This window comes from Gimesia maris (assembly GCF_008298035.1).
In the GTDB taxonomy this organism is placed as follows: domain Bacteria; phylum Planctomycetota; class Planctomycetia; order Planctomycetales; family Planctomycetaceae; genus Gimesia; species Gimesia maris.
Genome location: NZ_CP042910.1, coordinates 861,510 through 888,506 on the forward strand (window position 1 = coordinate 861,510; position 26,997 = coordinate 888,506).

Sequence of the window (26,997 nt, forward strand, 5' to 3'; positions counted from 1 at the left end):
TGTATTGCACAGGTGAAACGGGTCAGCCAGATCGACGAACGAGCAGCAATTGACCGGTGCGCACCAGGCCCAGGCTTACAAATGCCAGGCTTGGCAGCAGCAGAGGGATCAGGAACCGCTCGCCCGCCGCGATCGGCAGATACCAGGCAAAAGCCAGACAGAATAACAGCATGCAGATCAGGTACAGCCGGCGGGACGGTCCGCTTTCCGACATCAATCCCACGATCAGAAATGGTAGTGCCAGCAGTCCGAAGAACAGCCTCCCCTCGCCAAAAGGCAGGGGACCCAGACTGCGCAGGAAGATGAATATCTGCCACAGCAAACCTTTGACTTCCCGTTTGATCATTTCGGAAATCGTGTGTGACTGCCAGTAGTTCTGAGCAGCATTGCGCAGCGAACCGCGTTCTTTAATCAACGCGTGTGGTTCGCTGAATTCATCTTCAAACAATAGATACGAATTGGCATTAAAGGTCGGACTGCCATAGACGCGTACATTGCGAATCAACAGTGGTGCCGCGATCACTGTGAAACTGCCGATGACCAGTGCAACACCGATTACAACCCGTTTCAAAGGGACTGTTGTGTGTTTTGTCTGATTCTCACCGGTCATTGAATCATCAGTCGGTTGCTGTTGAAGTATCGCGGGAATACAGCGGTTCCAGTTAACTGTATAGGAACACAACCAGAGTACCAGTCCCAGCATCAGCAAGAGTGCAGTTCCTTTTGTCAGCCATGCCAGTCCCAGCGTCAGGCCAATCCCGATCAGCAGTAGAGAGGGAAGCCGTGATGGCTTTCGGAAGTCGGGTATTCGTAATACCATCAGCCACAATGCAGCGACAAAAATCAGTAACAGCCCTTCACAGACGACCCGTGCTGTTAACTGACAATACGCGGCGTTGATGCTGAGTAGAATTCCTGTGAGGCCTCCCACCAGATTTCCATAACAACGGGCAATCCCCATCGTAAAAATCAGCAGCGCGCATAACCCACACATAGCCGACAGTCGTTTCCCCGTTTCATAGTTGGGGAAATACGAAAGCAGAGCCACATAGAGCGGATGTTGGTTTGCTTCGGAATATTCACCGGCCATCAGTTGCTGTGCCAGCGTCACAGGTCCACCTGCTTCCTGGACGGCTTTTGCCTGCATCAGAAATGAAGCTTGATCGTTATTATCAGGAGGTGGTTGCTGTGGGAGTATGTTCATGAGCACAATAAAATAGACGACAAGTGAACCGGACAGCAGCAGGCTGCCAGCCCAGTGATTCACCATGGGCCGTGGCAATGCCAAAGCGGAATAAAACTGTTGGCCATTCGAGAGTAGAATTTTCCAATAACGGCGCGGCATCAGACAGCCGACGATTCCCACCAGCGTCCCCATCACGCCGCAGGCCGCCAGTATCGTTGCCAGGGAAGGCTGCTGAACGAGGGTTGACCCTTTCAGACGTAACATTTCGAGTACCGCCAGTCCTGTAATGCCAGCGAATACCCCTGAAATCAGTCGAGGCACAACAGTGTTCATCGGGAAATCAAGCTTTCAACGGAGAACCAGGGAAAAAAAGAATGTTCAGGCTCAAACAAGGCTGGAAACAGCAATTCGGACTAGGCTTAACTCAGAGAATGGTCTATCTTTCGGTCTGGTTATCATAGCATATTGAAGTCATTCTGAAATCTCAGAAAAGAACAACAGATCTGCATTTCAGAATCCAGGAGTAATAAGTCAAGTGAATCCACTGATTGGCTATCTGCATTGGGACATCAATCGCATTCTGTTCGAAATCGGTCCGGTTAAGATACGCTATTACGGCCTGTTCTTTACCGCTGGATTTATCTGTGGTTATCTGCTGCTGCGCTGGATGTTTCGTACCGAAAAACGGAACGTGGACGATGTCGAATCACTATTGATTTATATGGTGCTGGGCACCATCATCGGCGCGCGCCTGGGACATTGTCTGTTTTATCATCCGATGGATTATCTCAGCGATCCTATCAGACTCCTGCAGATCTGGAATGGTGGCCTGGCCAGCCATGGTGCTGCGATCGGGATTACCCTTTCCGCCTGGCTCTATTCACGTAATCATCCTGATCAGCCCCTGTTATGGCTGCTGGATCGCCTGACCATTCCCGTTGCTCTGGCTGGCTTTTTTATTCGCATCGGTAACTTTTTCAACTCCGAAATTCTGGGGCGCGTGACCGACGTGCCCTGGGCCATCGTATTTGAGGATGGTCTGGGTCTCGAAAGTCCCGAAGAACGGTTGCTGCCCCGACATCCTGTCATGTTGTATGAGTCGTTCTGCTATGGCTGCTTTTTTATCATTCTCTTGTTGGTCTATCGAAAATATCGCAGTGAAACGCCCCGCGGATTACTCATCGGCCTGTTCTTCATCATGGTCTTTACCGCACGTTTCATTTTGGAATTCTATAAAATGCGACAGGCAGAGTTTGCAGAGAATCTACCTTTGAGTGTCGGGCAGATGCTGAGTATTCCTCTTGTGATTGCAGGCGTTGTCCTGTTGATCAGACGCAGGCCGGCACCTCCTCTCGAAACGGAATTGCAAGCTAAAAAAACAACATAAAGCATGTGATGTGGGATTATGTATAGATTTTCCGGTTAGAAATCGTTGCTCCAAACGTCTGTTAAAACGTGCCGATCAAAGGTGAAAATGTGTGGTTTTGTATATTTTTCAGGATCGTATTGCCTTAAATCCCAGTTACCAGTAAAGTTCGCGGGCAAAATACCCAGATTTTACTACTAATGATCAGGTTAAAACGATCATTTGGATTTCGGGCATTTTTTTGCAACACGGAGGATGGACTTCGGTGTATAATGAGATGCAGGCTTAACTCGCTTGCTGCCAGACGGCGGCGACTTATATGAATTGAGGCGATTTGTGGCTCTCACGGACATAGACAGAAATTTGCTCAGGCGTTGTCTCGCTGAAGAGCCGGGAGCATGGAAGGATTTTGTAGACCGGTTCATTGGCCTGTTCACACACGTCATCCATCACACGGCGCACGCACGGAGCGTTCGCGTAACTGACAATGATGTCGATGATCTTCTGTCAGAAGTTTTTCTGGTCCTCCTCGCGAATGATTACAGGGTTCTGCGAAATTTTCGTGGCAACAGTTCGCTGGCCACTTATTTAACCGTGGTTTCACGGCGTGTCGTTGTAAAAAAAATGGTTGAGCGTCGTATGGCGGAAGCCCTGGGACATGTTTCCACCAAGTCCAAGATGGAATACGCGTCTGAAGAACATGCACGTCACCAGCAGCTTGTCGATGATCAGGAAGAAATTCAGAATATGATCAGGCAACTGTCTCCCACTGATGCGCAGATTGTTGAACAATACCACCTGCAGGGTAAGTCTTACCAGCAGATCAGCAGTGATCTGGACATCCCGGAAAATTCGATTGGGCCGACACTGTCACGGGCTCGCAACCGAATGCGGGAAAATCAGTCTAACACGCGCACGCTCTAATCGTCTGTCAAACCTCCTCTCTGTGAGTTGAGTTTCTTCGATTACTTGCCTCTTGTCTGTTTTTTCCTAGCGTCCGCGGTTCGTATTCTGAGACCTGCCAAATGCCGGTGGCCCGCCAAACGGGGGAGGTCCGAATCCGCCGCGTCCCGGTCCGCCATGCTGTCCTGGCCCTGGTCCCCGTTTCTGAAAACTGGGGTCTGGAGTTCCTCGAAAATTTCGCGGAATGAAGGGAAATACTTCTGTCAGGTAATAGTGATAAATGCCTTCAGGGTATTCCGGGGTAACGCCAAAGCGACCATTGCACTCATCCAGATCACCAGAATCCTTAACGTATTCATAGTCGGCTACAAAAGTGCCATCATATCTGCCACCCGGGCCTCCCGGTCGACTCCCTTTTTTAATCTGAAAACTCGATTTCATTTTGCGGAGTTTACTTGTTGCATCATCCGCATCTGAGTAACCATACTGTGAATAAATCGGAAACCCATCCGCGGCGACTCCAATCAGGGTCATTTCATTTGTCTTCCCCTGTTTGGAAATCAGACCATGCGGCAGACCGTGATAATGGTAGGCTCCGGTAGGCTGTACGTGAGCATTGCTCTGATCGAGTCCCAGATTGATCTTGCCGGAAAGTGCCTCATAATTCCAGCCGGACCGGAAGTCACGATTCCAGTATTCTGCGGTTCCGGGATCGAAGACCACGCCGTTGACGGCAATCCCAAAGATGGAATGCTGACAGGGAGTGCTGTTACGCGAGACCTTGGGTTCCACAGGCACTCGATATTCGTAATGCTGGGGACGAATTGAGTTTGGGTTGTTTCTGTTGGGAAACTGCCCTGCCTGATGATCGGGGATCCCATTGGAATAGATGTACCGGTAATTGCCTTTGATGATCAATTTGACCTGATTAGTCGCGGCGGTACCTGTTGGCCCAAATCCCGGTGGTGGATACCCCAATACAGGTGCCGTACTGCAGATCACGCCTATGATACAGAAAGTGAGTCGTCGATAATTCAAAGCACGCCCCTTTTTTGAGTTCGATCTCGACCGGACATTAAATTCATCAATTCTTCTTACCAGTTTTGATAACGGGCAATAAGAGGGCGAATCCACAGGGTTTTATGCAATTTCTTTAAAACATGCCAAATGTCGTCTTGCCATATATCTACATGGATCGGGGCGGGAAACGGGCGTTCTGTTGACAGCCAGCCGCGCGCTCATAAAAATCGAGTATGAAGCAGGCAGTCGTCGTCATGACCGATCGACGCTGAATTCTCTCACTCACGGATTGAACGACCACCACTCTGATTCTGCGGAATCTGGAAACGGATTGAGCCCATGCAAACTCTTCGAACACGATTTTCGTTTGCGTTTCGATCAACTCTCGTACTGCTGACCCTGGTACTGCTACAGACACCGGCCGAGTTGCAGGCACAGAAGAATACAACGGAAACGGGATTTGTAAATAAGGTGTTTAAAGACGATCAGGGCGAACATCGCTATGTAGTCTTTGTACCCAAAAACTATAACCCTGAGAAAAAATATCCGGTCATTCTGTTTCTACACGGTGCGGGGGAACGGGGTGACGATGGATTGAAGCCGATTCAGGTTGGCCTTGGACCTGTGATCAAGCAGCAGGCAGATACCTTTCCGTTTATTGTTGTCTTTCCTCAGGCTGAGATCAGGCAGGCAAGTCTGCTGGCGGGCTGGCTCGCTGATTCCCCTGATGGAAAACGGGCTCTGCAGATCCTCGATAACGTCATGAAAGATTATTCGACCAGCGCCGATCAGCAGATTCTGACAGGCTGGTCTATGGGAGGTTACGGCGCCTGGAGCCTGGCTGCCGCTGATCCCAAACGCTGGTCAGCCGTCGTACCACTCGCCGGTGGTGGGAAAGCCGACTGGGCCTCCCGACTCAAAGCGACTCCCATCTGGGCCTTTCACGGGGCCAACGATCGGGTGGTATTACCCGGTGAAACAAAACAGATGGTCGATGCGGTCCGGAAGGCCGGCGGAAATCCGCGTTTTACCGAAGTTCCCGATGAGGGACACGATGTCTGGAAGGTCGCTTATACAAAACCACTGTTCGACTGGATGCTGAATCCGTCAATCGACGTCGCTAACACCGCACCACTACTGGTAAAGCCCGATCAGAAGCGTCCTGCCGAAGTCGAGGCAGATACGCCATTCGTACCCGCTCTGGTAATTGATAACGCCGTCTCGGTTCGACTGGGGAATCGATTCCTCAAAACACTGGCAGATGCAGTTCCCAGCATGGTCCCTCCCGACATGCTCGAGGGAGGCATCAATGACATCTATGATTCCACGGTCGCCCAGGGGCGCAGTTTCAGCGTGCAGTTTTCCGGAATCTCTTACAAAGGGGAACTGGCCCGTGCCGCGGTCGAAGCCTATGCCGCAGATACTTTAAATATTCAACTTGGCATTCAGAACGTGGACCTCTATATCAGAAGTACTTATGTGAACGGCAATCGTCATGCTGCTGTCGCAGGGCCGATCTCCGTCAGCATCGGGTACCAGGAACCGGTCTGGTTGAGTTTTGATGTGAGACCTTACATTAAAAACAACCGTATCAAGCTGCAGTTGCTGCGTTCCCGTTTCAATATTCCCCAGAACAACTGGTACGTCTCCGGTCCGGCAGGAGTTTCTACACGCGGGATTGGTATGACTTCGGAAAAAGTTTCCAGTGGACTGGTAAGTGGTATCTACGGCAGCAAAGGACGCATTGAAGACGAAGTTAAAGCCATTGTTCCCGGCCTGGTGGAAGAGCTGGAAAAGCAGATGAATTTCGACGAAGCCAGCCAGATTGTTGATGCCATCTGGCCGCTGCCTGTCTACCGGCCCCGGATGCAACTCGCGCCGCGGCAAGTCCTGACAGACAAGCAGGGTATTTCCCTCAGCTTTGGTCTGACAGTCGCTGCCGTCGATTCCGCTGCGCCGCCTGCACAGATACAACGATTGAATTCTTTCGGGCGATCCGTCAACGAGATCCCCAAGGTGTCTGACTTACAGATTGGTGTCGCCCCCGGCATACTGAAACCATTAACAGAAATGCTGGTCCAGGCCGACGTCGCGCGAATTCCCGTACAGGATATTCCCGGACATTCCTTCGAAACACTGGTCGACCCCAAAACAATGCAACAGGTCTTTCCTGATCTGAAGCAGTACGGCGATGATTTGAAAATCTGGGCCGAACTGGTACTCACCAGACCCATTCAGGTTGAAGATGGTGGGAAGTCCAAAAAAACAGATAACAATCCCTTCCGGTTTGAAGTTCCTCAGGCCGCGATCTCGATGGCGATTAAAAAATCAGCCTCAGATAAAAAGTGGATCCCGTACGCCGAATTTACTCTCACGCTAGGCCAGGATGTGGAAGCAGAGATTGTGGATCGCAGTTATTCCAAACGTGCTTTGAAACTGGATTGGGAAGGTGGGGCAAAAATTGGAGGTACCGCCCGGTTTGCTCCCGATTATAAACCGCAGGATACCAGCATCGATCAACAGAAACTGAGGGATCTGGTGCAGTCTGCGTGGGGCGGCTGGACAAAGCAGGGGCCTGCTTCCGTCGCAGAGATTCCCGATATCGAACTGGGTTTCGGTCGCTATCGTATCAATAAAGTCGACTGGTCTAATCCTCAACTGCTGGCGACTTTCACCGTACCCGAACTCAAACTGACCAATGACACCAAAGTCGAAATGGAATACGAACTCAAAAGTCCCTACAGCGACTGGGGCGGGCCTTACAAATTAAAGCCCGGTGAGTCGCACACATTCGATGCTGCTACGCCATTGTTATACCGACGTAAAGTCAATAATCAGATGCAGGTCTTCACGCTGGCGGCGGGCTCTCATTTTGAATTCCTGCCCGAAAATGGCAATGCAAGTGGCATGCTTTTCGAAGCCTCAGATAATTGATCAGTTTTCCATGTCTTCTGTTTCACTACCAGTGATGCTGGCAGGAAACAACGGCAACAGGGTTTCTTCAGTCAGCGAAGCCGGGCAGATGCCTGTTGCCAGGATGAGCAGTATCGCGGGGCCGAAGGCCAGCCAGGCGAAGAGACGGTGTACCGGTTCGTACAGCGAATTGTCTTCCGGCTGCGGTTTGGTATCTGCAGCAGCGTTCATCAATTGCCAGAATCCGCGGATCAAAGCCAACTGAAACAGCAGGTAACCTGCCAGGTAAAATAACCCCAGTAGCAGACTGTCCTGTAACAGGCTCCACAAAAAGGCAAACTGTGCAGTAAAACCTCCCAGCCCCGGTAGTCCGGCGAGTGTCAAAATCATAAAGCCGGCAAGCCACTGCTGCAGTCGGTTGGCTTTCCCAGTGACAGGTACTGACAGAACCGGGATCAACAGCAGCAACAGGCAGCATGCCAGTCCCTGGATGACATGGAACAGGATCAGATTCGGAATGGCGACAGGTTCTGCAGAAAACAGTAGAGTGAGTGTTAATACGCTCTGCCCCAGCACGAAACAGAGGATGCTTTGCACCAGGCCTCCTCGGCAGGCCAGCAGAGAAAAATAGAGAAAGCCACACATTCCCCAGAAGCTGATCACCGTTGAGATGCTCTGCACAGCCCCATGATTCAAAGGGGCCATAAATCGCAGCATTCCATATACACTGATTTTGGTGAATAATGCCAGCAGGACCAGACACCAGATAGATTGATCCTTCGTATTGAACATGGAGCCCGCGTCCTGTTTCATCCACTGTGTCAAACCATAATGAACCGGGAAGATTGACCCTTTGATGGTGAAACCCGTTATCAGGATCAGGAATATCCAGGGAGAGATCGTACTCCAGTAAGTTTCTGCCAGCGGATAAAGCGCAACATCGTTTACCGTGCCCTGTAAAATCTCATTAAATTGAAATGTGACCGGTTGAGGTGATTCCAGCAGCAGACCCTGCATCCAGGTGTAACCAGTTGATGCCAGCACCAGCCCAGCCACGATCAATACATCTCCCAGAAACTGCAGATACATTGTACTTTCCAGCAGACGAATCGAGCGTGAACCACTCCAGATGCGGATCAGGCAGAGCATGCAGAATGTGGAAGTCAGCTGAAAAGTAACAAAACTGATCAGATCATAAGCTACCAACAGTCCTGCCAGAAACGACTGCAGCAGCATGAGCAGGAAATAATGTCCTCGTGATTCCACCCCCATCCGCGGGGAGAGCAGTATCAGTGCCGGCCACACACAAGTGGGCAGCAGCAGAAACCAGAGTGATAAACGGTCTATCGTCCATTGAAAATGACGTGGCATTTCTCGATTTGCATGACCGGTTTCGGCAGCAGGCAGCTTCAGAGAAATGGAAATCGCGCGGGTAGGGCTCTCGTTTTTCAATGCGGGAGCTGTCAGCAATGCGGACAGAATCACACAGGAGATGAGCGAATTGGAAAATGCGGTCCAGCGATTGAATTCCAGGCCCAACTGGGAAATTCCCCAGCCAAAGCAGGCACCTGCGATCGGCATGACGACCAGTAACACAGGCGACAATGAGATGATGGTATTCAGAAACGAGTTCATACTGGACTCAATAGACAGTTTAATATTTAGAAATGAGATAGCGGAATAAAACGAAATTTAAATCTGCAATACCATCAGTACAAAAATGAGAATCGACATCGTAAAAATCAGAACCAGGGTCGGGAAGGCAGTCTGTCCGTTTTGCATCTGGCTCAATAATTTCCCCCAGAATCCAGGCAACTTTTCCAGCATGCTGCGGCTCAGTATCGTGGTCGCCCAGTCATCGAGAAAGGTCACGCACTTCACCAGAAAATTCAGTGGCTGTATGCATGTCTTGTTGAGAATGCTGGAAGCATGGTAATGCGTTTCACCCAGTTGCAGCAGGCTGGATGATGTTCGTTCGCCTGGTTTTCCTGTTGTTTTAGGAGCCGTCATCCAGGCCAGAATGATAGCGACCAGTACGGATAGAAAATAAAACGAGAAGAACAACCAGTGCCGCTCAAAAAGATCCGATGCGGAATCCATCAGTGGCGTCTGCCAGAAACGGGGGACCAGTGGCAACGGGAACAGCATTGCAATCGTGAGCAGGCAGATCAGACCAGTGATTCCCCACAGCAGAATTGTGGGAAACTGCTCACTCGACTTTATCGTTGTCTGCCGAGACAGGGCAAAATAAAACCGGCCCAGTCCAAAAATATAAACACCGACGAGTGGCAACATCATCCAGATGAGAACTTCGTTTCGTACTTCGGTGACCACCGCACTTGCTGTGATAAGAGGATTGAGGATTATTCCCAGGTCCGTCAGGGCTGCAGCCAGCAGCAGTAGCAGGCAGACTCGTATCGCGGGCAGGTTTTCTTCAGATATCGATTGCTGATTTTGCCGGCAGACCAGGGAGATGAGAACAGAAATGACACAGAATTGTACCACGATCAATGGCAATAAATCTGTGAGGAATTCTAAGTCACTGAATCCGAGTGTGGCAACGATGATGCCTGTGAGTGTGGCAGCCAGCCAACTGAGACATCGGGCCCAGTCTGACCTGCGCATGAGACTGAATGCGGAAAAACCGGTAAGCACTGTTGAAATTATTGCCAGCTGTAAGATCAATGTCCGGGTTGCTTCAATTGCCAGTAGCAACGGTGCACAGCGTATTAATAAAAACAAGCCCACAGGCATCGCCAGCAGATTCAGTGCGGCCAGCGAACGCCCGGGCCACGGTCGGGAATTACAGATCACCAGTGCAGACGCAGGAAACAATCCCAGGCGTGGCACCGCCGCCAGAAAAAGTGTGACTCCGATTCCGGGCAATGCCACTCGGTTTTGCGCGTACACAGTCTGAATCGCAGCGGGCTGCAATGTTTTCACGAAATCCAGAGACGAAAAATTGGTATGAATCAGAAATACAGCCAGCAGGAGCATCGCGTCGGAAAACGCATTCCACCCCCACCAGTGTCGACTGACTGGTTCTGCTGCTGACTCACTCTGAAAATTTACTTCATGCAACAGATTCAGGCTGATCGAGAGAATCATCCAAAAGAAAAGCAGTTCCAGAAAACCGGTCGACAGCACAATTCCAATTGCCGCACTAAAGCCAGACAAATAGAGTGGCCATGAATAACGACACTCCGAATCAGGCCTGTTTTCTGATTTCGGGCTCAGTAACAGGAAAAACAACGATGCCAGCGAAATCAGGCCATAAAATGCAAGGCTCACCGGATCGAACAATACTCCAATCTGTAATTGAGGAGACGATTCTCCTGCGAGCGCCAGCCAGTTCACCAGCGTCAGCGAATAAGTCTGCTGCTCAAGCCGTGAGCTGAAAAAACAGAGACAGCTTACAGCGACGAGGGAAGTCAACGCGATACCAGCGACAGTCGGCCAGCGCGGTTTACCTCGCAGCACGCCACAAGTCACCAGCGCAGCAATCAGCAACATCACAAATGGTGTGATCAGGCTTAATTGCAGTAGCACTGTGATCGTTTTATCCACCAGGGCCTGTTCCTTGATCAGGGAAGATACGATAGGGAGACGCAGCCACGGATTCCGTTTCCTGTTCCGACAGTGGAGTCTGTCGGGTCCTGCGCTTCTGAATTATCAGGAATGTCAGCATGCTCAACAGCGGTAAGAGAAACAGGACGATGAGCAGAAAAGAAAGATTTCCTTCTCGCGAACCACGCGACTGACCATAGGCGGCACAGATCAGTCCCGCACCCTGCAGCCAGAGCAACAGAGAGAACACCATCGAAAGCGCATTCCGCTGCAGGAGCATGCCCAGAAAACCCAAAGCGATCAGGAGTACCGCAACCAGTAGATTGTTGTGTAATAACGCGACAGATGTCAGCAGAATCATGGTTGCTCTCCCTGTTCATCAGAAATGAAACGCGTGATTCCCACAAAGCTGACCAGAACAAACAGGAGCAGCACGATCAACGCGGGCCAGTGGTCAGTCAGCAGTTGCCTTACCAGCAGCAGGTCTTCCACTTCGACCGTAGCAGGCTCAGATGTCTGTCTGGTCGTAGGCCCCCATTCACGATGGATTACCCACAGAAATCCACACAACAGCAGGCTGCAGGCCAGGCAGGATAGAAACGGTTCACGAAACGCTCCTTCCGGGTCAGCATCGTCTGCCTGGGAATGTGGGTCTGATATTCCACGAAAGGCTAACAGCAGCAGCAAACCCCCAGCAGTCAGCCAGCAGATCAGGACCAGAGGCAGAATCCCGGCTTGCAGTAACAGCATTCCACCGCAGAGGAATGAGGCAGCAGCGGCTGTCAAAGACCATTTTAAATTCGAAGAAAAAACCGCGGCTCCGCCGAATCCGACTACAAACAGACCAACAACAAACGGACTGAGTTGCATGATCCACGCCCGGATGCCAGCGTGACCTGCTGTAAAGAGTGGCTGTCCGAACCAGTAAAATAAAATGCAGACTGCGAACAGGGATAACACAGGCCAGCCCCACCTCAGCCTGGTCGCTTCACTATTCTGCTTTGTCTGCAGACTCAAATAACCGTAGATGCCGGTAATCATCAACAGCACCAGCACCGCTAACGTCAGAAACAGCAGGTTGTCTCCCGTACCAGGCAGATAAAATTTCAGGTCGTCCATGTTACATCTGATCTTCGATGAGGTGTGTCGAATTATTTTTCACAGTCGTCGTTAATTTGAGGTTGGCTTTCGGCAGCAGGAACCCGGCCCAGATCGCCAGCAGACTGAAATTCAGCAGCACATGCATGAGCGGGTCAGACATTCCCAGCAGATGGAAAGCAAGAAACGAAGCCGTTAACGCGATCAATGCCAGCCATAGCTTCAACTTCCACAAGCGTTCCGGGTCGAAACCTCTGCGTCTCTGGAGAAAGACTTTCAGCCGGATCACAATGACCAGTAGCACCAGCATTATCACTCCCTGTATTGCCACTCTCCCGATTTCCAGCCCGGTGCTCTTCTCATCAAACGGGGAAAAACAGGTGCGACTGATGACTAGTGGCGCGAGCACCTGCAGACCAGTCAGCATTCGCAATTCGCGGATCCAGTTTTGAACCGGGCTCACCCGGCGATCAGGATCGGCATTGATGAGTAAATAAGGGCCAATCCAGGCAAGGAAAAAAACGAGAGTTCCAGCAGGTTGGATGACGATCAGCCATAGCGAAGTCTGGCCACCTTGTACAGTAGAACTCGAATGGATCGGCAAATAGGCGACGACCGCAGCCCAGGCCAGCAGCAGAGGCAGCCAGAATGAAGCATTCAGAATCAGGGACATCGAAGGAACACGTCGTCGCTCGGTGACTGCCAGGCTGACTTCACCGGCTATCTGCAGCAGAGTTAACAGACCCAGTAAAACCAGGGGTGCAAAGCGACACGTCACCAACGTCAGTTCTTCGGTCGGGGTACCATAACGCATCAGTAGTTGTTTGGAAAATAAATAAAGGAAACTGAAGGACAACAGGCAGCACAATAGAGAAAAAATCAGCAGGTATTGTTCCGAGCGGTTTCGAATCTGCTTCTGTGCATGGGCTATCCTCCTCACGGCACAGATCAGTCTTGCTTTAAAGTCGGTTTCAGATAAGGGATAAGCCCGCTCAGAGAGCGTAAATGAGAGGACCAGTAACAATCCCAGAATGAGCAACATTATCAGCAGAAGCAGCAACGTTTCAGTCATCAGACATCCCCTCGGATTCTGATGGCCAGGTGCGGGATGGCTCGTCGGCATTTTGACTCTTCTGGTTCGCAGAGAAATTGGCGAACTCTGGTTCCTGTACCGGTTCAGGGAAAGCCAGCATGCCTGTCCAGAAAGTCATTCCCCAGATCAGCAGCAGTGCACCTGCGAGCGTCAAGGTCACCGGATGATTCCAGGCTGCCGTCTGCATGGTAATTCCTAATACGAGCAGCAGCGTTGGCACAACGATTAAGACTGCGGTAAAATTCCAGTACAGACACCGCAGTGGATCTTTTTGAGAATCATCGCCGGGCAGCACTTCGGATTCCGGTGCACCCTCCTCAATCTCTGTGGAACTGCGAAATCCGATCTTGATCGTAAACCACACGGCCAGCGTGCTGCAGACGGCAATTAAAAAATATTTCAGAAAGAGAAACCAATCCATGGCGGACTTTCAGCGATATGATGAGATACAATCGGGGTGATTCTGGTCTTGTTGACAACCAGCATCTCCTGCGGATTTTACGTGAAACAACCGCCGATGCGAAACATCATCGCTCCTGTAAATCGTGCAAATGGAAAAAGTAATTTTACTCTGTAGCAGCATAACTGTTGCCCGGATTCGAAGTAAGTCCAGAGATTCTTTCCCGACTCAATTTACTTTCAGCTGAATTGAAATATCATGACCGCCGATTCAAATAGATTGATTTTTGTCTATGGGACCTTGAAACGTGGTTTCTGCCGCGGGCACCATCTGGAAGACCAGACATTTCTCTCTACCGCGTTGAGTGCAGCCGATTATATCATGTATAATTGTGGTTCCTATCCCGGCCTTGTTATAGACAAATTACAGGGAGTCAGTATTCATGGTGAACTGTGGCGCATTGATTCCCAATGCCTGAAACTGCTGGACGAAGTCGAAGGCGTTGCCGAGAAACTATATCAGCGTGGATCGATTCGGTTGATCCAGCCAGAAATTGCTGAAACAGTAGAAGCTTACTTTTTTCAGGGATCTGTAGATCAACTACCCGTGGTGGGAAATAACTGGAAGTAGTGCATTCAATAAATGGGCGAACCCTTGTAATAAAACGGCTGTTTCTCGAAAATAAATTACATTGACTCTCTATTGCTGTCAGGAACAGATTCATGTCCACTCAGGTCGCCCATCGTAGAAATTGCTCTTACGCTACTTTACAGGAAATTATCGATGATGCCACTCGGTTAGCCGCGGCAGACGCACCTGTCACGGGCAACTGGTCTAAAGGGCAGATATTTGATCACCTGGCGCGGCTCATGGACTATTCTCTGGACGGCTTTTCGTTCCAACTGCCCTGGTTTTTTCGGGTTCTCGGGAAGCATTATTTCAAAGCACGCATTCTGAAGAACGGCATGCTGCCAGGTATCAAGTTAAAAGGGGACGCAAAAAATGCACTCTCCCCGGAGTCTGTTGATGATCAGACCGGTCTGGAACATCTGCGGCTCACCATCCAGCGACTCATCTCGGAGCCGCAACGTTTTCCCAGTCCCTTTTTTGGTGAGCTGAGTCGGGAAGAATGGGACTTGCTCCATTGTCGACATGCAGAACTGCATATGAGTTTCATCGCAGAGCCGTAGACATGATTCCCGCAGTTGGGAATCAGGTCGAATGGGAATGGAGGTTGGTAGTGATGCCCTCTCGCCCTGTTTATAATCCCGAAATAAGAATGCTTTGAGTTAAACAGAGTGGACGGGAAAGGAAATTCATGTCAGGGACAGAATCAGTGAAAATCGTCATTGTCGGAGGAGTCGCCGGCGGCGCCAGTGCCGCCACACGCGCCAGAAGATGTAATGAAAACGCGGAAATTGTCCTGTTTGAGAAAGACGAATATGTCTCCTTCGCCAATTGTGGACTGCCTTATTACATTGGCGGGGAAATTACCGAACGCAGTAAACTGCTCGTAGCCACTCCGGAACTATTCCAAAATCGCTTCAATATAGACGTCCGCGCGAAACATCTGGTGCAGTCGATTGATGTGGAAAATAAAACCGTATCTGTATTGAATCAGGCGACGGGCGAAGCGTTTACGGAAACCTGGGATCGACTGATTCTCTCTCCGGGTGCCGCTCCCATCGTCCCTCCACTGCCGGGCATTGACGCACAGAATGTCTTCACTCTCCGAAATCTGAACGATACAGATGCGATCAAAGAATATATCGAACAGCATCATTGTCAGCGAGCCGTTGTGGTGGGCGCCGGATTTATTGGCCTGGAAATGGTCGAGCAGCTGCATCACCTCAAAATGCAAACGGATCTGGTCGAACTGCAAGCCCAGGTACTTCCGCCCCTCGATCCCGAGATGGCACAGCTGATTCAGAACGAACTCACAGCGCATGACGTCAAAATGCATCTGGGGACGGCGCTGGAAAAAGTGAACGTCGAAAATGATACCGCTGTTGGCGTCGAATTGGGGAATGGGACGACGATTGAGACCGATCTGATTATCCTCGGAATCGGTGTGGCCCCGGCAACGGGTCTGGCAAAAGAGGCCGGACTCGAAATCGGTAAGTTCGGCGGCATTTCCGTCAATGAATTTATGCAAACCTCTCAACCTGAGGTCTATGCTGTCGGTGACGCAGTTGAGTACATGCATGGGGTACTGATGCAACCTCTCCGCATTCCCCTGGCCGGACCCGCGAACCGCGCCGGTCGGATCGCAGGTCAGCACGCAGCGACCGGCTCTGCCGACCCCATGATGTCTCCTGTTGGCACCGCGATTGTCCGCGTATTCGGATTAACTGCCGCCATGACCGGATTGAACAAGAAGTTCGCAGAAAAAGCTGCTCGCGCGAATCGTTCAGTGATCGTTGTTCCCAAACATCACGCGGGCTATTATCCCGGCGCAGAATCACTGTTCCTCAAACTGACTTATGATCCGGAAACCGAACGGGTTCTGGGCGCCCAGGCCGTCGGAAAAGCAGGCGTCGATAAACGCATCGATGTGATCGCGACCGCTTTGAAATTTCGGGCGTCGATCCGCGATCTGGCGGGACTCGATCTCGCGTATGCACCTCCGTTCGGTTCTGCTAAAGATCCCGTACACATCGCCGCCTTCGTAGCCGGCAACGATCTGGACGGATTTGCCTCCATCGTGGAAGTCGACGCTGAGCTCGATGAGTATCAGATTCTCGATGTCAGAACAGATAAGGAAGTGGAAAACTTCTCGTTCCCCAATATCATTCATATCCCCGTCGATGAACTTCGCCAGCGACTCTCAGAACTCGATCCCCAAAAACCGATCGTCACGGTCTGCCACACGGCGCTCCGGGCATACATTGCCACCCGCATCCTCAAACAGTCGGGTTTCAAAGATGTCCGCAACCTCACCGGCGGCATGCTCATGCAACGCTACGCCCGACCGGAACGGTTTGAATAACCAGGCCAGTTACTCATCCAGCGCTTTCAAAACTTCTTTTGCATCGGCCCGGCCTCTATGCGTCATGCTGATCTTGGCATACTTGATTTTGTCATCCGTGCCAATCACGAAAGTCGAGGGGTACGCGGTTTCCCGTTTGGCATCCCAGCGCAGATGATAGGCGTTTGTAAATTTGTAATCCGGATCGACCAGGAAATAAAAGTTTTCAGGCAGACTTTGATCGCGAATGAATTCGTCAGCCCGTTTTTCCAGATCTTTCGCGGCACCAGGGTACACCATCACCACACTGGCTTTCGCTTTCTTAAATTTAGCAGCGTTTGCAATAAACTGGCCTACCTGTCGCGTGCAGACTGGACACTGGTATTCCGGGTAACCCCGCAGCACCAGTAGCACAACCGGCCCTTTTTTCAGTTGTTCGGACAAAGAAACGTTCTCTCCTTTGGGAGTCGCCAGCTGAAAATCCTTCGCCGTATCCCCGACTGCAGGCAGATCAGTTTCCTTTGTCGCAGGATCAGCGGCACACAGATTGCCACCCTGGACCAAAAACAGCGTCAAGATGCTAACGGTAAGCGAGCGGGCAAGTTCAAGTGAGTACATACTGATCGGCTCCTGAAGAAAAAGGGACAGAGAGACATTTTATGACAGGGTGATCTGCAGCCATGGTGAGAGGCTCTACTATTATCATAGCCATTTCCCCCGATCAGACATGTGAAATTCTCATGTAAAATCTGAAACTGCGAATTCAGTTCTGTCCCGGCTCTGTGTTACGGGTTGGACTGTAATACGCTAACCAAGCGCTCGACTTCCCGGTCAAATACGGCAGGATCACTATCGTTTCCCTGAAAATCACCGGCGACTCGATTACACAGCGTCTCTTTCTGCTGATGTTCCCAGCCTTCAAACAGATGCTGATCCAGATTCAAAGGCAGTAGCGAATGAATCACGTTGGTATCCCGTTTAAATTCGCGGTCTTCGTTATCAAACGCGCGTTCAATTTCCAGGTTCACCCAGTCGCTCTGCAGGGAATACCGGGAAGTACACAGCAGGACTTTATCCAGGATCTTCATTCCCCGTTGGATGGATGTTCCCGTAGCATGCAGAGTCTGTTTTTCATCCAGCCAGCAGCGTATGCCCCGCGCTTGCAGTGCAGAGTAGAGCCGTTCCGCGAAGGCAGCATCTTCCGGGCTGTAACAGATAAAACACGAAAAGAAATCCAGAGCCGTCTGTTCGAAGTGTCCGGCGATATACTCAATCAACTCGTTCGAGAGTCCGCAGCCTTGCAGGAACTCTGCCGGTATATGTCCTTTGGAACTCATCAGCGTATCCATACCCAGTGTACTCGGTCCTGAGTGGATAACCATTTCCAGGTTCACCGCGCGGGAGAGATCAACGTTGACCCACAGGGTATTTTGAGAGCGTGCCCCGTTAAAATCCACTTCGCGTAGATTGGAACCGTGAAAATTAACCCAGCTCAAATCCGCATTACACAAATCCGCAAAGCACAGGTCGGCTTTTTCCAGGTTGGCTCCAGCCAGGTTCGCTCCTACCAGGTCCGCACCACTCAGATCCGCTCCGATCAGAATCGCACCGCTGAGATCGGCACCCACCAGATTTGTTTCCGTCAGGTCAGCACCGCTGAGGTCGGCACCACTCAAATCGGGTCTGATGTCCGGATTCTCAGTCCGCCAGCGGTCAATGGAAACGGCGCCGGTTCGAAACACATCTACATATTCAGAATTCGCCACAACCACTCCTCAGGACCAAGTGCAATAAAACCGGGTCCCATTCTGACAACGACACCAGCGAACTGCAATTCACTACACAACGGTTCTGTAAAAGCAGCCAACTCTTAACAGAAATCAGCGAGAGCAAAGTGATTCATCAACAACCTCGAATATGAGGCGGAATGTTTCAGTGATAACCGGAATTCGATAGAGAAATCAGTTGATTCCCCTTTATCGTGCTAAATCAGTCCCAACCTTCCAGTACAATTTTGCCGATGGTACGCCCTGCTTCCAGAGTCTTATGGGCTTCGCGAAGATTCGCTGCGTTGATGGGGGAGAGAACCTGGTTGGCGGTACAGGAAATTTTACCAGCGTCAATCCATTCCGCGACCCGGTTCAACAGGTGATGCTGCTCAATCATGTCGGGTGTTTCAAACATGGATCGCGTATACATGAATTCCCAGACAAATGTCGCTGATTTGGTCTTCATCATCGACTGCGCCAGCGGTTCTTTATTTTCCACGATCGAGACAATCCTGCCCTGAGGGCGAATCAGATCGACCACTCCCTCCCAGTGCTGATCGGTATTGTTAAACAACGCGATCGAATCGAGGTATTTCATTCCCAATGCTTCAATCTGCGGACGCAGGGGTTCATAGTGATTGACAACATGGTCGGCTCCCAGTTGCTTGACCCACTCTGTTGATTCCGGCCGCGATGCGGTTGCGATGACTGTCAGCCCGGCCAGCTTCGCCAGTTGAATTCCAATCGAACCCACACCCCCGGCCCCTCCGATAATCAACAGCGTCTCACCGGAATTGGCACCGTCCACATCCAGTTCCAGTCGCTCAAAAAACGCTTCATACGCCGTGATGGAAGTTAAAGGAATCGCTGCTGCTTTCGCGAAATCAAGCGACTGTGGTTTCGCGCCGACAATTCGTTCGTCGATCAGTTGAAACTCGGAATTACAACCGGGCCGCGTGATATCGCCGGCATAAAAGACTTCATCTCCCGGCTGGAACAGTTCCACTTCGGGACCCACAGCTTCCACAATGCCCGCGGCATCCCAGCCCAGTACTTTAGGTTCGGGCTCGATCTTGTCCTTCGGTGCCCGGACTTTGGTATCCACCGGATTGACGGCGATCGCTTTCACAGCCACCAGCAGATCCCGTCCCCCTGGCTGCGGTTTTTCCAGTTCCACATCCATTAACGATTCAGGGTCATCAATGGGCAGATAACGGGTCAGGCCAACAGCTTTCATATCAGTATTCCTTCTGCATGGTTGAATTTCTAAGTGTTTGCAGACTGTTCATGTTCTTAGGAATGTCGGGGGAAATCAAGTAAAGTCCCCGGCGCGAAGCATTTTCAACGTACAGGAAAAGCTTAGCCCAGATCGTCCACCAGTCCTCCTTCCACTCGCAATGCGGCCCCCGTCGTTGCTGATGAAACAGGCGAGACAGCATAAGCCACCATCGCAGCGATCTCAGTCGGTTCAATAAACCGCTCGATCAGGGAATCAGGACGGAAGCGGCGAATGAACTGCTTCCGCATCTCTTCTGCTGACATCCCTTCATCTTCCGCGAGCTGTGCCACGAATTCGGCAACTCCCTCCGTCCACGTCGGCCCCGGGAGTACCGCGTTGACATTCACGCCGGTCCCTCGCAGTGTCTTCGCCAGTCCCCGCATCACAGACAGTTGCGCGGTTTTTGTCATTCCGTAGTGCACCATTTCATCGGGGATGCTGATCCCTGACTCACTGCTGATGAAAATGATCCGTCCCCAGCCACGCTCTTGCATCCCCGGTGCCAGCGCACGGCTCAGGCGGATGCCACTCATTACATTGATTTCGAAAAAACGCGACCACTCTGCATCGGGAATTTCGAAGAAGGGCGTCGGCTGAAAGATCCCCGCATTATTCACGAGAATATCCACATCACCCACGTCTTTAAGTCGCTCCAGAAATTCCGCCACTCCTGCTGCAGAACCCACATCGCCGTGTACGGGAACCGCTTTCCCTGGTCCCTGAATCGCATTCGCCGCCTCTTTCGTCCGATCGGCGTCGCGACCGTTGACGACGACCGTCGCTCCTTCATTCACCAGCGTCTGGGCAATCGCCTGACCGATGCCCGAAGTCGAGCCCGTCACCACCGCTGTTTTTCCCATCAGTTGTAAATCCATATCAAGTCTCCTGTTACTTGTTAAACGCGTGAGAAATTCCAGTGGAATTCGAATGTCGATTCAGAAAACACGCGAATTCCATGGGGTAGCTGGTATAATCAGGGAGCACGCGGGAATCATAGGCACGGAATCCACAGTGGTCAAATTCGGATGAGAATCGAACGATCTTTCATATTGTAAGTAGTCGGTAAACACTGAATTCACAGGGGGAGCAGTATGGGAAACTGGCTCAGACAGCGAATCTCACTGATCGCGACACTTTCCATTCTGGCATTCTTCTGGATCATGACCGCAGTCTATGGCACTGTTGAAGTGCAGCAGTCTTATGTGAAGCTCAGCCGGGCCGGCATTCCGGCTCGAACTCCCATTTATACCGACCACCGTCCCGATGATCCCAACAGTGTCTGGGATTTGATTGCTTATCCCAACGCTCCCTTACCGTTTATTGTCAGTCTGGAAATTGACTCAGGAGTATCCGGCTTGTGGGGAGGCCCCATCCGACAATACTTCTTCTGGTGCCCCGGTTATCACACCACGTTCCCCATCTGGGGCAGAGAAGTCGCCGGCACTTATGAGGAAACGGAATGAGTTACCCGGTTCATACTTTTCGCAGAAAGATCTGATCGATGAAACCCGCTGCGAATCAAAGCCTGTTCCCTTGGAATGCCCGTGAAGTATGGCGGGGACTTTGCTTCTTTCTCGCATTCAGTGCAATTTACTGTTTCATGGCCTTTGGTATGCATGATTGGGGAATGGGCCGCATCATGCCAACCACGCTTCTGACATTATTCTCATTTCTGCTAATGTTCTTGATGGCTCTGAGGCACAATAACCGATTGGTGCCGCACATCGTTCTGATCTGTTTCTGGTCGCTGGTGGTGGTCCTCGATCTGTGCTATACACAAGCTCGATTTATGGATCTGTTCCAGTATGTAGGCGTCTCTTTTCTCGTTACTGCCGGTTTCGTCTTACTCCTGCAATTACTCTTCCTCGTTGCCGCGAAGAAGTAATTGAACAGAGAAAAGCCAGAACCATCAGCTGACAAGTAGACGATTCCAGATTAAAGGTTAATTCCGATTCCGTTATCTTCCAATCCCATGATTTCTCGCCAACGGGCTTCGATTATCGCTGTGTAAACATAGCCGTCAAGACCATAATTACCCAGCGCATAACCATCGTTCACTTCGACCAGTAGCGTGTCGCCGGTCGAAGTGATTCCCCAATCCATGCTACAACCCACAGGTCGATTTTCGAATGCGTCCAATGCCGCCTGCATGCGAGACGGATCTGGGAATACCAGCGGATCCCCCCGATAATTCGCAACAAATTTGATGCGACCGCGAAATATATACGCACGCCATTCAGAGACGAATTCAACGACTTCCTGCACCAGAACTTCAGTCTCGCCAGCAACGACAGCAGAGGGGATCAGGTCGCTGAATTTGTGAAAGACTGTCCCTTTAAACTTTTTGTGTTCGTGTAAGGGCTTGACGTGAACGGCGCGCGTCTCCTCTTCATTCTCAAATGGCTGTCGTACCTGTTCCAACGTAGAAATCCAGAAATCGCGGCCAATCCACTTTTTCAGACACTCAGGCAGATCCTGCAGGTCAGGTAACGGACGCTGAGCCCGCTTGATCGCTGAGCGCACTGTTCCTACGCCACCCGCTACGATAGTTTCATCGGGAAATGACAGCAGCCCCCTGTCCAATGCTCCGTCAAACAATGTCGGCGCATCAAACCGCATCACCTCATAACCCCGCTCCCAGAAGGTATACGCAATCTGTTCAAGGTTCAGATAATTCGGATCCCCTTTTTGTCCCTGTTGCACATAAGCACGCATTATGTTCTCCCAGAGATTTCAGACGTTCTAGTTTAAAACCAGCAAAAGACTCCACTAAATGAGGGTCTATGAGTTTTGGAGCTCTCGCATCGAGACCGACAGGATGGAATGACACCGGCTAACAAAATCAGGTTCAAACGGGAAATCTCAATCTCTGTTCGCGTAGTTTCGTACTTTTCATAGTAGCAAAAAATCACAAAGGCCAGTCGGCTCCGAAGCACCCGCGTTGAATCTCCGACAGCTGCTGGATTCCTGCAGTCGCCAGTTCCAGTTGTGCGTCCAGCATGCCCCGGTTGAAGGTCTGACCTTCCGCAGTTCCCTGGACTTCGATGAAGTCGCCGCCCCCGGTCATCACTACGTTCATGTCTACGCCGGCGGTACTGTCTTCGACATAATCCAGATCGAGTACCGGTTCGCCATTCACCACGCCTACGCTCACTGCGGCGACGCTGTCAGAAAAAATCCGTTTCGGATCAAAGACTTCCCCGGGAGCCAGTTCGCAGGTTTCGGGAATCGCCAGCACGGTATCCAATAGTGCCAGGAAGCCGCCCGTGATACTCAGCGTCCGGGTTCCCCCGTCGGCCTGCAGCACATCGCAGTCCACGGTAATCGTACGTGGTCCGAGTGCACCGAAATCAATCACCGCCCGTAAGCTGCGACCAATCAGTCGCTGAATCTCGCTCGAGCGGCCGTCGGCCCGACGCTGTTTGCGAGGCGACGTACTGCCGGGCAGCATGTTGTATTCCGCAGTCACCCAGCCGCTCGGGTTTTCGTCGTTCTTCTTCCAGGGGGGCACGCTGTTATCCAGACTCGCCGTACAAAGCACGACCGTGTCACCTGCAGAAATCAGGATGCTTCCCGGCGTTGCTTTGGTGTATCCGCGTTCGACTTTGATGGGACGCAGTTGTTCGGGCTGGCGGGAATCGTGGCGCATGGGAGTGTCCTGTTCTACTGGAGAAAGCAATCGAAATCTGTGTTCAGTTGATTTTTCGCTAAAGTTACCACGCTTTCACCGTGCATTTCAATGCAAGAACCCGCGCTTTCTATTAAGATAGACTCATTGACGGTTCCCTTTGTTTGAGGATGTGACTCGCGTGTTGATCTCGGAAATATTTCACTCACCCCAGGGCGAAGGCAAATGGATCGGGGTCCCCTCGATCTTCATTCGCACCAGTGGCTGCAATCTGCGCTGCTGGTTCTGCGATACCCCTTACACCTCCTGGAATCCCGAAGGTGAGAAAATGTCCGTCGATCAGATCCTGGAACACATCGCTCAATACGACTGTGAACACGTTGTCGTTACCGGCGGCGAACCGATGCTCAGTCACGAGATCGAATCCCTTACCCAGCGTCTGCACGCCGACGGCAAGATCATCACCATCGAGACCGCAGGCACGATTCTCAGCGACGTGCATGCCGACCTGATGTCTATCAGCCCCAAACTTTCGAACTCTATACCGGTCGACAATCCCGAGTGGGCGCACCGTCACGATGCCCGCCGCGATCAGCCGACGGTCATCCATGAGCTGATTAAACGACATCCTTACCAGATCAAGTTCGTCGTCGACCGTCGCGAAGACATCGCCGAAATCGAAGACTACCTGATCCGTTATCCAGAAATCGATCGCGCGAACGTCTATCTCATGCCGCAAGGCATCACGGCAGAGATGCTGGCCGAACGTATGCCCTGGATCGAAGAAATCGCCGCGCAGCTCGGCTGTCAGGTTACCCGGCGGATGCATATCGAACTCTGGGGCAATGTCCGCGGCAAATAATGCTGAGAACTCAGCCGTGAAAAATCGCGGCCCGTGCGTCTTTGACCCGTTGGACTGCTGCTTCCGAAGTCTCCGCCAGTGCCGTCAAATGCCCCATCTTGCGACCAATTCGCGACTCCAGTTTACCATACAGGTGCACTTTCACGTCAGGAAACTGCTGCAGCGCCGTCCAGTCAGGCGGACCCGGTTCCCAATGATCCCCCAGCAGATTCGCCATCGCGGTTGGACCCAGAGATTTCGTTGAACCCAGAGGCAGCCCGCAGATCGCCCGCACCTGTTGTTCGAACTGACACGTTACATGCCCGTCGATGGTCAGGTGTCCCGAATTGTGAGGCCGCGGTGCGATTTCGTTAATCATCAGTCGCTGATCGCCCGTCAAAAAGAATTCAACACACAATACGCCGACCACATCCAGATGCTCAAAGACCGCTCGCGTCACTTCGACAGCCTTTCGGTTCACTTCGTCACCCATCCCTGAGGGAAAGACCGAGATATCCAGAATATGATTCGCATGGTCGTTCTTCATCGGCCCGTAATACGCGAACTCCCCATCCAGCCCCCGCACACCCACGACCGACAGTTCACAGATATAATCGATAAACGCTTCCAGTACGGTTTCGTCCGCTCCGACTTCCTTCCAGGCCGCTTCCGCTTCTTCGGGCGAATCAATTTTGACCTGCCCCTTGCCGTCATAACCCGAAGTTGCCGACTTTAACACCGCCGGATATCCCAGTTCCGATAATGCCGTTTTCAGCTCCTCCACCGATCTGACCACCGCGAACGGAGTCACCGGAATTCCCGCGTCCCGCAGTTCCGATTTCTCACGAATCCGGTTCTGCGCAACGTGCAGCACGTTGGCTCCCGGTCGAACCGGTGCGAATTGCGAGGCGGCGTCGGTTGTCACGGACAGCACGTTCTCGAATTCGAACGAAATCACATCCACCTTTTTCGCGAAATTCGCGACCGCGTCAAGATCATCATACTCGCCCACAATTTCCAGGTCCGCCACCTGTCCGGTCGGCGTCTGGCTTTCGGGAGAGAAGACATGCACGTGGTAGCCCAGTCGTCGGGCTTCGATGGCAAACATGCGTCCCAACTGGCCACTGCCCAGCATACCCAGCGTCGAGCCAGGGGCGATCAACTCACTCATAATTCCGAATTATCCAGTACGGTGTCAGTTTGCTTCTTGCAGAATTCGTGCATCTTCGTTCGCAGCTCAGGACGGGAATTCCCCAGGATCCGAATCGCCAATAGCGCCGCGTTTTTCGCTCCCGATTCCCCAATTGCCAGCGTACCCACAGGCACGCCGCCCGGCATCTGTACGATCGACAGCAGCGAATCCAGCCCCTGCAGCGCCCGGCTCTTCACAGGAACACCCAATACCGGCAGTACCGTCTGGGCAGCCACCATGCCCGGCAGATGCGCCGCGCCCCCCGCGCCCGCGATAATTACTTCCAGACCCCGTTGTTCGGCATCCTTTGCGTATTCGTTCATCCAGTCCGGTGTCCGATGCGCCGAGACCACCCGGCACTCATGCTCGACCCCGAACTCCTTCAGGATCGTCGACGCTTCTTTCATCGTATCCCAGTCCGATTGACTGCCCATGATGACCCCCACCAGCGGGGAACTGTTTTCTGACATGATCGACTTTCCTGTTGAGACAACGCTCGGCCCGCAAACGGGTTAATTTTTAAGCAAGATTGTGTTATTTCGAATGGCTGTGGCACTGATAATACTCAATTTCCTTACCTGATAGGAGTCTGCCATCCCCTTTTTTTGCAGGCTCCTGCCGACAAGTGCACGTTCGTTTGACATTCTGAGCCCGCTGGTCTAGTGTTAGAGACGATTTCTTCATTCCCAGATGTGACAATTTGAAAGGATCTTCTTATGGCACGCCCTGTAACATTATTCACCGGACAATGGGCCGACCTCCCCCTGGAAGAGATGTGCAAAAAAGCACAGGATTTCGGCTATGACGGCCTGGAACTTGCCTGCTGGGGAGACCATTTCGAAGTCGACAAAGCACTGTCCGACGACACCTACTGCAACCGCAAACGGGAACTCCTCGAAAAATACGACCTGCAGCTCTTCTCCATTTCCAACCACCTCGTCGGCCAGGCCGTTCTCGATAACATCGACGAACGTCACAAAGCCATCCTCCCCGAATACGTCTGGGGTGACGGCGATCCCGCCGGCGTCAACGAACGGGCCATCGAAGAAATGAAGAACACCGCCCGCGCCGCACAGAAGCTCGGCGTCAGTGTGGTCAACGGCTTCACCGGTTCCAGCATCTGGCATCTGCTCTACGACTTCCCCCCCACACCACGGGAAATGTATGACGCCGGTTACCAGCTGCTTGCCGACCGCTGGAATCCGATTCTCGACGTCTTCCAGGAATGTGGCATCAAGTTCGCGCTCGAAGTCCATCCCACTGAAATCGCCTTCGATATCTACTCCGCGGAAGCGTCGCTCAAGGCCCTCGACAATCGCGAAGAGTTCGGCTTCAACTTTGACCCCAGCCACCTCATCTGGCAGGGCGTCGATCCCGTCGAGTTCATTCGCTACTTCCCCGATCGTATTTATCACGCTCACATGAAAGATGCCTCCGTCACCCTCAACGGTCGCACCGGAATTCTCACCAGCCATTTGCCCTTCGGCGATCAACGTCGTGGCTGGGACTTCCGCAGCGTCGGCCGGGGTGGTGTCCGGTTCGAAGAAATCATCCGCGCCCTGAACGACATCGGTTACGGCGGCCCCCTTTCCATCGAATGGGAAGACATGGGCATGAACCGCGACCAGGGTGCCCGCGAAGCCTGCCAGTTCACCAAGAACGTCGACTTCGCCCCCTCCGACATCGCCTTCGACGGCGCATTCGGAGACTGAATTCAGAGCTTCGGTTAGATCGATCTGAAGAAACAGGGAGAGCGCCTTTCGTTCTCCCTGTT

Annotated in this window: 26 protein-coding genes; 10 read left to right on the forward strand and 16 right to left on the reverse strand. The window is 51.9% G+C overall.

What is annotated here, in order from left to right; all coding sequences use genetic code 11:
• Positions 1 to 22: 22 nt before the first annotated feature.
• Positions 23 to 1,519 (reverse strand): hypothetical protein, encoded by a 1,497-nt coding sequence (locus GmarT_RS03180; RefSeq protein WP_187782336.1) that lies wholly within the window; start codon positions 1,517 to 1,519, stop codon positions 23 to 25.
• A gap of 202 nt (positions 1,520 to 1,721) precedes the next feature.
• On the opposite strand from GmarT_RS03180, the gene lgt reads away from it, so the two are divergent.
• Both lgt and GmarT_RS03190 read left to right on the forward strand, forming a co-directional pair.
• Positions 1,722 to 2,573, forward strand: coding sequence for a prolipoprotein diacylglyceryl transferase (gene lgt, locus GmarT_RS03185; RefSeq protein WP_002644388.1), 852 nt, complete (start codon positions 1,722 to 1,724; stop codon positions 2,571 to 2,573).
• Positions 2,574 to 2,846: 273 nt separating this feature from the next.
• On the forward strand, positions 2,847 to 3,476 hold the full coding sequence (locus GmarT_RS03190) for an RNA polymerase sigma factor (RefSeq protein WP_232097245.1): 630 nt from the start codon (positions 2,847 to 2,849) through the stop codon (positions 3,474 to 3,476).
• A gap of 66 nt (positions 3,477 to 3,542) precedes the next feature.
• Here the strand turns inward: GmarT_RS03190 and GmarT_RS03195 are convergent, their stop codons facing one another.
• On the reverse strand, positions 3,543 to 4,493 hold the full coding sequence (locus GmarT_RS03195; protein WP_002644386.1) for a YHYH protein: 951 nt from the start codon (positions 4,491 to 4,493) through the stop codon (positions 3,543 to 3,545).
• 321 nt (positions 4,494 to 4,814) lie between these two features.
• Between GmarT_RS03195 and GmarT_RS03200 the strand changes: the two genes are divergently transcribed.
• On the forward strand, positions 4,815 to 7,409 hold the full coding sequence (locus GmarT_RS03200; protein ID WP_002644385.1) for a carboxylesterase family protein: 2,595 nt from the start codon (positions 4,815 to 4,817) through the stop codon (positions 7,407 to 7,409).
• On the opposite strand, the gene GmarT_RS03205 is transcribed toward GmarT_RS03200, so the two are convergent.
• Genes GmarT_RS03205 through GmarT_RS03230 form a run of 6 tightly spaced genes read right to left on the reverse strand, consistent with a single transcriptional unit; the run spans position 7,410 to position 13,567 of the window.
• On the reverse strand, positions 7,410 to 9,023 hold the full coding sequence (locus GmarT_RS03205; protein ID WP_002644384.1) for a hypothetical protein: 1,614 nt from the start codon (positions 9,021 to 9,023) through the stop codon (positions 7,410 to 7,412). It abuts the gene before it with no gap.
• Positions 9,024 to 9,080: 57 nt separating this feature from the next.
• A complete protein-coding gene (locus GmarT_RS03210; protein ID WP_002644383.1) occupies positions 9,081 to 10,955 on the reverse strand; it encodes a hypothetical protein in 1,875 nt (624 codons plus the stop codon).
• Positions 10,948 to 11,316, reverse strand: a complete 369-nt coding sequence (locus GmarT_RS03215; protein WP_002644382.1) for an NADH-quinone oxidoreductase subunit K — start codon at positions 11,314 to 11,316, stop codon at positions 10,948 to 10,950. The genes GmarT_RS03210 and GmarT_RS03215 overlap by 8 nt, the downstream gene beginning before the upstream one ends.
• The gene (locus GmarT_RS03220) at positions 11,313 to 12,074 is read right to left on the reverse strand and encodes a hypothetical protein (protein WP_002644381.1); all 762 of its coding nucleotides are present in this window, start codon (positions 12,072 to 12,074) and stop codon (positions 11,313 to 11,315) included. The genes GmarT_RS03215 and GmarT_RS03220 overlap by 4 nt, the downstream gene beginning before the upstream one ends.
• Position 12,075: 1 nt before the next feature.
• Positions 12,076 to 13,125 (reverse strand): hypothetical protein, encoded by a 1,050-nt coding sequence (locus GmarT_RS03225; protein WP_002644380.1) that lies wholly within the window; start codon positions 13,123 to 13,125, stop codon positions 12,076 to 12,078.
• A complete protein-coding gene (locus GmarT_RS03230; RefSeq protein WP_002644379.1) occupies positions 13,118 to 13,567 on the reverse strand; it encodes a hypothetical protein in 450 nt (149 codons plus the stop codon). Before GmarT_RS03230 ends, GmarT_RS03225 begins: the two co-directional genes overlap by 8 nt.
• 237 nt (positions 13,568 to 13,804) lie before the next feature.
• Here GmarT_RS03230 and GmarT_RS03235 point away from each other — a divergent pair, with 237 nt between their 5' ends.
• From GmarT_RS03235 to GmarT_RS03245, 3 genes are all read left to right on the forward strand, one after another.
• Positions 13,805 to 14,176, forward strand: coding sequence for a gamma-glutamylcyclotransferase family protein (locus tag GmarT_RS03235; RefSeq protein ID WP_002644377.1), 372 nt, complete (start codon positions 13,805 to 13,807; stop codon positions 14,174 to 14,176).
• Between the two features lie 92 nt (positions 14,177 to 14,268).
• Positions 14,269 to 14,736, forward strand: coding sequence for a DUF1569 domain-containing protein (locus GmarT_RS03240; RefSeq protein WP_002644376.1), 468 nt, complete (start codon positions 14,269 to 14,271; stop codon positions 14,734 to 14,736).
• Positions 14,737 to 14,864: 128 nt separating this feature from the next.
• Complete coding sequence (locus tag GmarT_RS03245) at positions 14,865 to 16,535, forward strand: FAD-dependent oxidoreductase (RefSeq protein WP_002644375.1); 1,671 nt, start codon at positions 14,865 to 14,867, stop codon at positions 16,533 to 16,535.
• Between the two features lie 9 nt (positions 16,536 to 16,544).
• Here GmarT_RS03245 and GmarT_RS03250 read toward each other — a convergent pair whose 3' ends face one another.
• The 4 genes from GmarT_RS03250 to GmarT_RS03265 form a co-directional block, all read right to left on the reverse strand.
• Positions 16,545 to 17,132 (reverse strand): redoxin domain-containing protein, encoded by a 588-nt coding sequence (locus GmarT_RS03250; RefSeq protein ID WP_002644374.1) that lies wholly within the window; start codon positions 17,130 to 17,132, stop codon positions 16,545 to 16,547.
• A gap of 167 nt (positions 17,133 to 17,299) precedes the next feature.
• Positions 17,300 to 18,280: a toll/interleukin-1 receptor domain-containing protein gene (locus GmarT_RS03255; RefSeq protein ID WP_044236505.1), complete on the reverse strand. Its 981-nt coding sequence runs from the start codon at positions 18,278 to 18,280 to the stop codon at positions 17,300 to 17,302.
• Between the two features lie 223 nt (positions 18,281 to 18,503).
• Positions 18,504 to 19,520, reverse strand: coding sequence for a zinc-binding alcohol dehydrogenase family protein (locus GmarT_RS03260; protein WP_002644372.1), 1,017 nt, complete (start codon positions 19,518 to 19,520; stop codon positions 18,504 to 18,506).
• A gap of 122 nt (positions 19,521 to 19,642) precedes the next feature.
• Positions 19,643 to 20,437, reverse strand: a complete 795-nt coding sequence (locus GmarT_RS03265; RefSeq protein WP_002644371.1) for an SDR family NAD(P)-dependent oxidoreductase — start codon at positions 20,435 to 20,437, stop codon at positions 19,643 to 19,645.
• Between the two features lie 216 nt (positions 20,438 to 20,653).
• Between GmarT_RS03265 and GmarT_RS03270 the strand changes: the two genes are divergently transcribed.
• Both GmarT_RS03270 and GmarT_RS03275 read left to right on the forward strand, forming a co-directional pair.
• Positions 20,654 to 21,025, forward strand: coding sequence for a hypothetical protein (locus tag GmarT_RS03270; RefSeq protein WP_002644370.1), 372 nt, complete (start codon positions 20,654 to 20,656; stop codon positions 21,023 to 21,025).
• 38 nt (positions 21,026 to 21,063) lie between these two features.
• Positions 21,064 to 21,447, forward strand: a complete 384-nt coding sequence (locus GmarT_RS03275; protein WP_002644369.1) for a hypothetical protein — start codon at positions 21,064 to 21,066, stop codon at positions 21,445 to 21,447.
• 50 nt (positions 21,448 to 21,497) lie between these two features.
• Here the strand turns inward: GmarT_RS03275 and GmarT_RS03280 are convergent, their stop codons facing one another.
• Both GmarT_RS03280 and rph read right to left on the reverse strand, forming a co-directional pair.
• On the reverse strand, positions 21,498 to 22,277 hold the full coding sequence (locus GmarT_RS03280) for an ATP-grasp domain-containing protein (protein WP_002644368.1): 780 nt from the start codon (positions 22,275 to 22,277) through the stop codon (positions 21,498 to 21,500).
• 193 nt (positions 22,278 to 22,470) lie between these two features.
• Positions 22,471 to 23,211 (reverse strand): ribonuclease PH, encoded by a 741-nt coding sequence (rph, locus tag GmarT_RS03285; protein ID WP_002644367.1) that lies wholly within the window; start codon positions 23,209 to 23,211, stop codon positions 22,471 to 22,473.
• A gap of 160 nt (positions 23,212 to 23,371) precedes the next feature.
• Between rph and GmarT_RS03290 the strand changes: the two genes are divergently transcribed.
• Positions 23,372 to 24,052, forward strand: coding sequence for a 7-carboxy-7-deazaguanine synthase QueE (locus GmarT_RS03290; protein WP_002644366.1), 681 nt, complete (start codon positions 23,372 to 23,374; stop codon positions 24,050 to 24,052).
• 10 nt (positions 24,053 to 24,062) lie between these two features.
• Here the strand turns inward: GmarT_RS03290 and GmarT_RS03295 are convergent, their stop codons facing one another.
• Together GmarT_RS03295 and purE are read right to left on the reverse strand one after the other, a co-directional pair.
• Positions 24,063 to 25,202: a 5-(carboxyamino)imidazole ribonucleotide synthase gene (locus GmarT_RS03295; RefSeq protein WP_002644365.1), complete on the reverse strand. Its 1,140-nt coding sequence runs from the start codon at positions 25,200 to 25,202 to the stop codon at positions 24,063 to 24,065.
• Positions 25,199 to 25,693: a 5-(carboxyamino)imidazole ribonucleotide mutase gene (purE, locus tag GmarT_RS03300; protein ID WP_002644364.1), complete on the reverse strand. Its 495-nt coding sequence runs from the start codon at positions 25,691 to 25,693 to the stop codon at positions 25,199 to 25,201. Before purE ends, GmarT_RS03295 begins: the two co-directional genes overlap by 4 nt.
• Positions 25,694 to 25,939: 246 nt before the next feature.
• Between purE and GmarT_RS03305 the strand changes: the two genes are divergently transcribed.
• Complete coding sequence (locus GmarT_RS03305) at positions 25,940 to 26,935, forward strand: sugar phosphate isomerase/epimerase family protein (protein WP_002644363.1); 996 nt, start codon at positions 25,940 to 25,942, stop codon at positions 26,933 to 26,935.
• The last annotated feature ends 62 nt before the right edge of the window (positions 26,936 to 26,997 follow it).